The following is a 7,965-nucleotide window of genomic DNA, read 5'->3' on the forward strand; positions in this document are numbered from 1 at the left end:
GCCGGGGCGGCGACTCCGGCGGCACACGCGATACCGGAAAGTTTTCCAGACCGACAACAACTCCCTCATGCCGATCATCGGGCGCCGATGGGTCAGGTCGTGTTCGCCGCGGCCGTCGGTATTCGGTTTTGTCGCGTGCCGGCGCGGGGTCTCCTCGAGCGGGACGTGACAGTAGTAGGCGTGGGTCGGGCCGGGCCCAGCGGTCATCAACGAACACCCTGAGCCGCGGGCTCAGGGCTGGCCACGGCGGCGGGTCGGCAGGGTGCCCGCGAGGGCGGCCGCGATCGCCAGGGCCGCGCAGGTCGCCGCGACGGCGAGCAGCGGCAGCCACGGGATCGACATCGCCACCGAGACGTGGGCCTCGGGGTGGGCTCGCGCCAGGTCCCGGGCGGTGGCCTGGCGGATGAGCCAGCCGAGGAAGCCGGTGGTGAACGCCCCGATCAGCAGAGCGGCGGTGCCGACCAGCCCGGCCGTCCAGACCGCCAGCCGGCGCTGCTGGCCTTCTGTGGCGCCGAGCAGGCGGACCAGGTCGTGCTGACGGCGACGCTGCGCGGCACCGATCAGGGTGGCGTTGACGATCGCGATGGCGGCGTAGACGCCGGCGGGGCCGAGCAACACGACGATGCCGACGTTGTTTGCCGCCCGGGTGGCGGCGTCGACCTCGTCGATCCACGCCTCGGCCGACAGGACGCGGCTGCCGGTGCCGGCGAGCGCGCCCTCGAGCGAGGCGCGGGCCGCGTCGGCGGACACGCCCGCTCGCGGTATCACGAACAGCAGATCGGGCTCGAGGCCCGCGAGGCCGCCGGTGAACAGGTCGGCGGGGATGAGGCGCTCGCCGTACAGGTCGGGAGCGTCGGGCACGACGGCGACGACCCGCAGCGCGACGTCGCGGCCGGCGAGGCGCCCACGTACGGTGTCCCCTGGTTCGAGGCCGAGGTCGGTCACCAGGGTCTCGGTGACGGCGATCGTCTCGCCGCGCAGGTCGGCGAGGTTCCCGCGGACGGCGCGCAGGCCACGCGCCGCCGCGGCGGCGCGGACGTCGACGACGTCCACGTCCTCTCCCTCCAGCGCGTCGCCGTCATGCTCGCCGGCGGGGGCCTCGCCGGTCAGGTGCCGGCGGGCGTCCACGACGGCCACCGTCGGATCGGCGGCCACGGCCCGCGCCGCCGCGGGGCCCCCGGGTTCGACGACCAGCGGCGCGGCGAGCTGGGCGCGGTCCTGGGCCACCGTCCAGTCGGCGGTGAAGCTGAGGGTGACCAGCAGCGACCCGGCGATCGCGGAGATGGCGACGATGGGCGCGGCCAGCGCCGCGGTGGTGCGCGCCGAGGCGCGCAGCTCCTGGGCCGCCAGATGCGCGGCGACGTGGCGAGCCGTGAACGGCCGGGCGAGCAGCCCGGCGAGCCAGGGGAACAGCGCCGTGCCAAAGCACATCACGCCGACGACGAGGACCTCGGGCAGCAGGACGCCCGCGAGCAGCGCGAACAGCGGCGGCAGGTCGCGGGCGAGCGCGCCCGTGACCGCCACGGTGGCCAGGCAGACGGTGCCGACGACCAGCTGGACGACGGTGGGCCGGCGGCGCGTGACGGCCGCCTCCGCCAGGGCCGCGATCGGCGCGATGCGCGCGGCCCGCCGGGCTGAGCGCCAGGCGCCGAGCAGCGCGACCGCCGCCCCCGCCGGTGCCGCGATCGCCCATGCCAGCCAGGGCGTCGGGGTCCGCAGGCGCAGGGTGGTGATGTCCAGGCCCCGCAGAAGGGCCGGCAGGGCCGGTGCGAGGACGGTACCCAGCAGGCACCCGGTCACGACCGCGGCCAGCGCGACGACCGCGGACTCGGCGAGCACCATCCGGCGGACCTGCGCCGGTGTCGCGCCGAGCAGGCGCACCAGGCCGAGTTCGCGGCGGCGGGTGGCGACGACGAACCCGAACGTGCTGCCGACGACGAACAGGGCCATGAACACGGAGACACTCGCCATGATCCCGAACATCGCGGAGAGATCGGCGAGCTGGGTCCGGTCGGCGTCGGTGACGCCGGGCTGGCCGGAGGTGGCGGCGACGAAACCGACCAGCGACACGGTCACGGCGATGAGCAGGACACCGAAGGTGAGCGCGACGAAGGCGCCCGCGTAGGCAGGCCAGGAATGGCGCACGGTCTGGCGGCTCAGCCGGGTGGACGTCATCGCTCCAGCTCGCTCATCGCGGTCGCGATCCGCGCGGGATCGGCGTGGCGCAGCTGCCCCACGACGCGGCCGTCGGCCAGGAACAGCACCTCGTCCGCGTAGGAGGCGGCGAGCGGGTCGTGGGTCACCATGACGACCGTCTGGCCGGCGTCCGCGAGGGAGCGCAGCAGCTCCAGCACCATGCGCCCGGAGGCCCGGTCGAGCGCCCCGGTCGGCTCGTCCGCGAACAGCACCGCGGGCCGGCCGTACAGCGCCCGCGCGATCGCCACCCGCTGCTGCTGGCCGCCGGAGAGCTCCGTCGGGCGTCGGCGCGCGAGGCCCCGCAGGCCCACCCGGTCCAGCGCGTCGAGCGCGGCGGCGCGGTCGACCTGCCGGCCCGCCAGTCGTGCTGGAAGCGTGATGTTGTCGAACGCCGTCAGCGCGTCGAGCAGGTTGTAGGACTGGAAGACGAACGCCAGCGACGTCCGCCGGAACCTGGTCAGCCTTGGCTGGTCGAGCGCACCGAGGTCGGTGCCGTCCACGATCACCCGGCCTCGGCTGGGCCGGTCGAGACCGGCCGCGATCTGCAGCAGCGTGGACTTGCCGGAGCCGGATGGGCCCATCACGGCCGTGAAGGTGCCGCGGCGGAAGGCGTGGGTCACCCCGCGCAGGGCGTGGACCTCGCCTGAACGGGAGCGGAACGTGCGGCTGATGCCGTCGAGCGCGACGGCTATCGTCGCGTCGGGCGCCGGGGGTGTCCCGGGAGGCGCGGCGGCGAGCGGTGTCCGCGGGCGTGGCGTCATGATCCCACCTCACCGCCCAGGACGCGCCGGAACACGGGCCCCCGCACCACGGTCGGGGTAGCGCCCGCGCTACCCCGGGGGTCGGGTTGACCTTCTACGCTCGGGTCATGGGCTCGTCCGGCGGCGCGTGGGCCGCGGTGCGCGGACGGCCCTGGCGCTTCCTGTTCTCGCGGTGGCCCTGGCTGTCGCTCGTCTACCTCGCCTCCAGCGTGCCCGTCGGGCTCGGCTGCCTTGTCGTCCTCGCGCTGGTGGTCGGGCTCGGCGTGCTGACAGCGGTCGTCGTCGTCGGCCTGCTGCTCCTGGCCGGCGTGCCGCTGTTCACGGCTGTCATCGCGGCCATGGAGCGGGCGCGGCTTCGGCTGGTGCTGCCGCGCGAGGCGGCCGGTCCCCGCGCGACGACCCGGGCGGCGACGCGGGCCACGACGTGGGAACGCCTGCGCGCCGGGCGGCGGGTGCCGGCCAGCTGGTCGGAGATCGGGTACTCGGTGCTGCTGGCCAGCGTCCTGTGGCTGGTCGACGCGACGGTGCTCCTGTTCGCCGTCGCGGTCCCGGTCGTGCTGCTGCTCGCGCCCGTCCTCGTGCGCGACGACCGCGTCGAGGTCTCGGGCTGGTCGATCGACTCCCCTGGCGAGGCCTGGTTCGCCGCCGCCGGGCCCGGGCTGGTCAGCCTCGTCGTCGCGGCCTACGTGGTCACCGCGCTCGCGTGTGGGCAGGCGGCCCTGACCCGTCTCCTGCTCGATCCGCCCGAAGCACGGCTGACGGCCGCCGTCGCCGAGCTGCGCAGGTCCCGCGCCGGGCTCGTCGGCGCGTTCGAGGCCGAGCGGCGCCGCATCGAACGCGACCTGCACGACGGCGTCCAGCAGCGCCTGGTCGGCCTCACGATGACCCTCGGGCAGGCCGAGCTGGAGGCGCCCGACGGCCCGGCGCTCGACCTCGTGCGCGCGGCGCACGCGCAGGCCGAGGGCGCGCTTGACGACCTGCGCGCCGCGATCCGCGGCATCCACCCACGCGTCCTCAGCGACCACGGCCTCGTCGCCGCGATCCACGAGATCGCCGACCGCTCGCCCGTGCCCGTCGACGCCGACCTGCTCCTGCCCAGCCGGCTGCCGGCGCCGGTCGAGGCGGCCGCCTACTTCGTCGTCAGCGAGGCCCTCACCAACATCGCCCGGCATGCCCACGCGCGGTCGGCGCGGATCCATGCCTGGACGTTCGGCGACCGGCTCGTCCTCACGGTGGTCGACGACGGCGCTGGCGGCGCCGATCCGGCGGCCGGCTCAGGGCTCGCCGGCCTCGCCCTGCGCGTCGAGGCGCTCGACGGGACCTTGTCGGTCGCGAGCCCGGCCGGCGGGCCGACGGAGGTCAGAATGGAATGCCCGATCGGTACCGACCCGTGACCGACGACCCGCGCCGACACGATCTGGGAGGGCCGGTGGGCGAAGATCCACATACCAAGGGCTGGCCGGCCCACCGCCCGCCGGCCCACCGTTCGCTGGTCCGCCGGCCGCTGCGCCTGGTCCTCGCCGAGGACGCGGCACTGCAGCGCGAGGGTCTGGTCGGCATCCTCGAACGGGCCGGTCACGAGGTGGTGGCAGCGGTGGGGGACGCCCACGCGCTGCTGACATTCACCGCGAACACCCACCCGGACGCCGTCATCACCGACATCCGGATGCCGCCAGACCACTCCGACGAGGGCCTGCGCGCCGCGGCCGAGATCCGGTCCGCCCACCCGCAAACCGCGATCATGGTGCTGTCGGCCTACGTCGCCGACGCCTACGTCGCAGAACTCCTCGACTCGGCGCCGGGCGGCGGCATTGGCTACCTGCTCAAGGACCGCGTGGGCCATGTCCGCGAATTCCTCGACAGCCTCGACCGGGTCGCGTCCGGCGGGACGGTGGTCGACCCGGAAGTGGTCCGTCACCTGCTGCGCCGGCGGCGCCGGGACGGGCCGCTGGCCACGCTCACCGACCGCGAACGCGAGGTGCTCGCGCTCATGGCCGAGGGCCGCACCAACGCCTCGATCGCCGACAAGCTGGTGGTCAGCGAGGCGGCGGTCCGCAAGCACGTCGGCAACATCTTCGCCAAGCTCCCACTTGACCCCCACTCCGACCGGCGCGTCTCCGCCGTCCTCGCCTACCTCCGTGGCGCCGCCAACTAGAGGTTGTCGCGTACCCTGCCGGGCCTACAGCGCGGAACGCGGCAGCGGCGGGCTGCCGCGCCCTCCACTTGGCTGGCTGTAGGTCGTGGAAGCGCTGAACAGGCTGTGGTCACCGAGTTCGCAACCGCGCCCGTAGACGCCGACCGCCAGCGGGCCGAGCTGGGCGACGGCCGCCCAGGCGTCGCCGAGGCGCCGGACGCGGAACTCGGCCCGGTCGTCGTTCACCGTGATCGTCAGCGTGGGCCACGACCGCGGCCAGTCGTCCAGTGGTGCCGCGGCGCGGCGGAAGTCCTCCTCGGCCCGGCCTCTGGCGGCGTCGCGTGGGAACGCCAGGCCCAGCGCGCCGACCTGGCTGTCGATCGCGGCGTCGGATGCGGCCTCCTGGGGGCCGTGTGGCCCGTGCCAGTGGCTGCCGAGCCCGCGCCAGGTCGACACGACGAGGGTGCCCCCAGCCGGTGTGCGGTGGCCGAAGCTCAGATGCCACAACGGCTGGTCGGGCGCACCGCGCACGGTGCCCCACCCCTCGACCCACCGCTGCTCGAACCTTCGCTGCTCGACGGGGTCCTGGGACGCGCCGTAGACCGGGAAGTCCAGCTCCCACGGCGGCTCGGGCATCACGCCAGGACCTCGCAGATCGGCCAGGTACAGCGCCCCATACCCCCGGTCCCACTCATCGGCGTCAGGCATCCTGATCTGTCGGCGCAGTTCCCACGCCGCCTCGCCGACATAGGCCGGCCCCAGCCCCGCGAGCTCCTTGGCGGCGTCCATGTTCTCAAACAGGTCGACGTAGCCCCGGTACTCGTTGATCATCAAACGCAGGCCGTAAGCGGCATACGTGACGTACTTCCCTCCCAGCCCGGCCAGCAGGCGCGCACCCTCGATACGGACGCCCATGCCAAGGCGGTAGTTGGTAAGGACATGCAGCCTGATCTGTTCGACGGCCTCGGCGACGTACGCTGGCCCCAGCTCGATCAGCTGCCGGGCGCCGACGACCGTCGCCTCGGGATCGGCCCGCCAGGGCGTGTTCAACAGCTCACGCGCCCGCCGTACTTCCGCGTCCGGGCGGTCGGCCACGGCACCCTCCTCGACGCATCCGGGCGGTCGAACGACGGAATCGTCCACACGCATCGCCGCGCTCGACCCTCAGGCTGCCCGAGCCCGCGGCTCGTGAGGGCAGGGTAGTCGTTCCGACGCGCCGGTTGCGCCGGCCCGGTTGCGTGGAAATCCGCGCCAAGGCCGTTCTCTTATCCCCGGAGTCCTGGTGTCTCGCTGCTCGTTCGCGTCGTCGTCGGGGCTGGCCGGCTCTGCCGGGGAGGCGGAGGCCGGCCGGTGGGAGAATGGTCGCGGGCCATGACGATCCTGGGCAGGTATGGCTGAGAATTATGCGGGCAGGCTTCTGTACGAGACGAAGTCTGCGGGCGAAAGGCCATCATTTGACGCCGGGGAGGGGGATGTCGTGAAAGACGAGACATTCGGACCCTCAGCCAAGGTGCTTGAGCCGGACGATAAGGTGATGGAACTACTCGACGTGCTTCGTCGGCATTTAAGTATGGATGTCGCGGTTCTGGGTATGTGGGACAAGGACCTGCTGGTTGTGCAGGTCATCAGCGGCGACGGATCGAGTTTTGGGCTGGCGCCGGGGGTGACGATCCGGCGGAGCAAGGAACTGTACGAGGACCTACGGGCCCTCGGGCTGCCCTCGGTGTCGGCCGACACGAAGAGAGACGCGCACGCGGCCACGGCCCCGATGGTAAGGAATCTTGACGTCGGGTCCTACGCGTCGGCCGAACTCGTCGACAGCCACGGACAGTTGTACGGGCTGCTCTGCTGTCTGGCCCATCAACCCCATCCTGGAATCCGTGAGCGTGACTGTCACTTCGTACGCATGGTGGCCGAGTTCCTCCAGGACTCACTGATCGACCTACGACGGATGTGGGAGACGCGCAGTCGGGCGTCCCGCGCGATCTGCGGTCTCATCGATGGCGGCGGTCCCCGGATCGTGTACCAGCCGATCGTGCGACTCGGCAGCGGCGCTCTCGTCGGCGTCGAGGCCCTCTCCCGGTTCCCTCCACGATGCGGCGACGAGGTCCACGACACTCCGGGCTGGTTTCGCTCTGCCTGGCTCGTCGGTCTGGGCATCGACTTGGAGATGGCCGCGATCCACCACGCCATCGAGGAGCTTCCCGGCCTTCCCCCCGGGATCAGACTCGCGCTCAACGCATCCCCCAGCACCGTCACTGGCGGCCTTGTCGAACTCCTCTGCGACCTTCGCGACCCGTACCGCGTAGTCATGGAGGTCACGGAGCACGAGAACTGCGCGGGCAATCCCGACCTTGTGCGTGCCATCGACTGCCTGCGCGACCTTGGCGTGCGCATCGCGGTGGACGACACCGGCGCCGGCTACTCCGGTCTCGAGCAACTCCTCCGACTTCGGCCAGACGTCATCAAGCTCGACTACCTCATCACCCGCGGCATCGACCGCGACCTGGCCCGCCGCACGATCGCCACCGGACTTGTCCGCTTCACCGAAGAGATCGGCGGAGCCGTCGTCGCCGAAGGCATCGAGACCATCGCCGAACGCGACGCCGTGGTCAGGGCCGGCGTCCCCTACGGACAGGGCTACCTCTACGGCAAACCAGCTCCCATAGCCGTCATCACGGAACGACGCCGTCTGGCACCAGCGATGTGAAAGGTCAGCCATCCGGACGGCCCCTCGTCAGCGCTACGGCGGGCGGAACATCACGAGAACGCCAACATCACGACCGTCAAGTTCCCTCTGAGTCCTCCGGGCCCTTCGGCCGGCCGCGCAAGCGCGGAAATTTTGGGGGTGGCTCGTTCGGGTGGTCTGTCCGG

At 72.6% G+C, this 7,965-nt stretch carries 6 protein-coding genes; 3 read left to right on the top strand and 3 right to left on the bottom strand.

The features are described from left to right. Positions 1-231: 231 nt before the first annotated feature. Both I6A81_RS18830 and I6A81_RS18835 read right to left on the bottom strand, forming a co-directional pair. Positions 232-2,175, bottom strand: coding sequence for an FtsX-like permease family protein (locus I6A81_RS18830; RefSeq protein WP_203000590.1), 1,944 nt, complete (start codon positions 2,173-2,175; stop codon positions 232-234). Beyond that, entirely contained in the window at positions 2,172-2,957 is a 786-nt protein-coding gene (locus tag I6A81_RS18835; RefSeq protein WP_203000591.1) for an ABC transporter ATP-binding protein, read from the bottom strand. The genes I6A81_RS18830 and I6A81_RS18835 overlap by 4 nt, the downstream gene beginning before the upstream one ends. Positions 2,958-3,064: 107 nt before the next feature. Between I6A81_RS18835 and I6A81_RS18840 the strand changes: the two genes are divergently transcribed. Together I6A81_RS18840 and I6A81_RS18845 are read left to right on the top strand one after the other, a co-directional pair. Further along, complete coding sequence (locus I6A81_RS18840; RefSeq protein ID WP_203000592.1) at positions 3,065-4,351, top strand: sensor histidine kinase; 1,287 nt, start codon at positions 3,065-3,067, stop codon at positions 4,349-4,351. A 95-nt stretch (positions 4,352-4,446) separates the two neighbouring features. Continuing rightward, a complete protein-coding gene (locus tag I6A81_RS18845; RefSeq protein ID WP_407661326.1) occupies positions 4,447-5,112 on the top strand; it encodes a response regulator in 666 nt (221 codons plus the stop codon). Between the two features lie 24 nt (positions 5,113-5,136). On the opposite strand, the gene I6A81_RS18850 is transcribed toward I6A81_RS18845, so the two are convergent. Beyond that, the gene (locus I6A81_RS18850) at positions 5,137-6,186 is read right to left on the bottom strand and encodes a hypothetical protein (RefSeq protein WP_203000593.1); all 1,050 of its coding nucleotides are present in this window, start codon (positions 6,184-6,186) and stop codon (positions 5,137-5,139) included. A 295-nt stretch (positions 6,187-6,481) separates the two neighbouring features. Here I6A81_RS18850 and I6A81_RS18855 point away from each other — a divergent pair, with 295 nt between their 5' ends. After that, the gene (locus I6A81_RS18855; RefSeq protein ID WP_203000594.1) at positions 6,482-7,801 is read left to right on the top strand and encodes a sensor domain-containing phosphodiesterase; all 1,320 of its coding nucleotides are present in this window, start codon (positions 6,482-6,484) and stop codon (positions 7,799-7,801) included. Positions 7,802-7,965 lie beyond the last annotated feature (164 nt).

It is taken from the genome of Frankia nepalensis (genome assembly GCF_016786325.1).
GTDB lineage: Bacteria > Actinomycetota > Actinomycetes > Frankiales > Frankiaceae > Pseudofrankia > Pseudofrankia nepalensis.

Bases quoted from the DNA above. Each gene is read 5' to 3' on its own strand.
- I6A81_RS18830 (WP_203000590.1), bottom strand. From the start codon at position 2,175: ATGACGTCCACCCGGCTGAGCCGCCAGACCGTGCGCCATTCCTGGCCT.
- I6A81_RS18840 (WP_203000592.1), top strand. From the start codon at position 3,065: ATGGGCTCGTCCGGCGGCGCGTGGGCCGCGGTGCGCGGACGGCCCTGG.
- I6A81_RS18835 (WP_203000591.1), bottom strand. From the start codon at position 2,957: ATGACGCCACGCCCGCGGACACCGCTCGCCGCCGCGCCTCCCGGGACA.
- I6A81_RS18855 (WP_203000594.1), top strand. From the start codon at position 6,482: ATGGCTGAGAATTATGCGGGCAGGCTTCTGTACGAGACGAAGTCTGCG.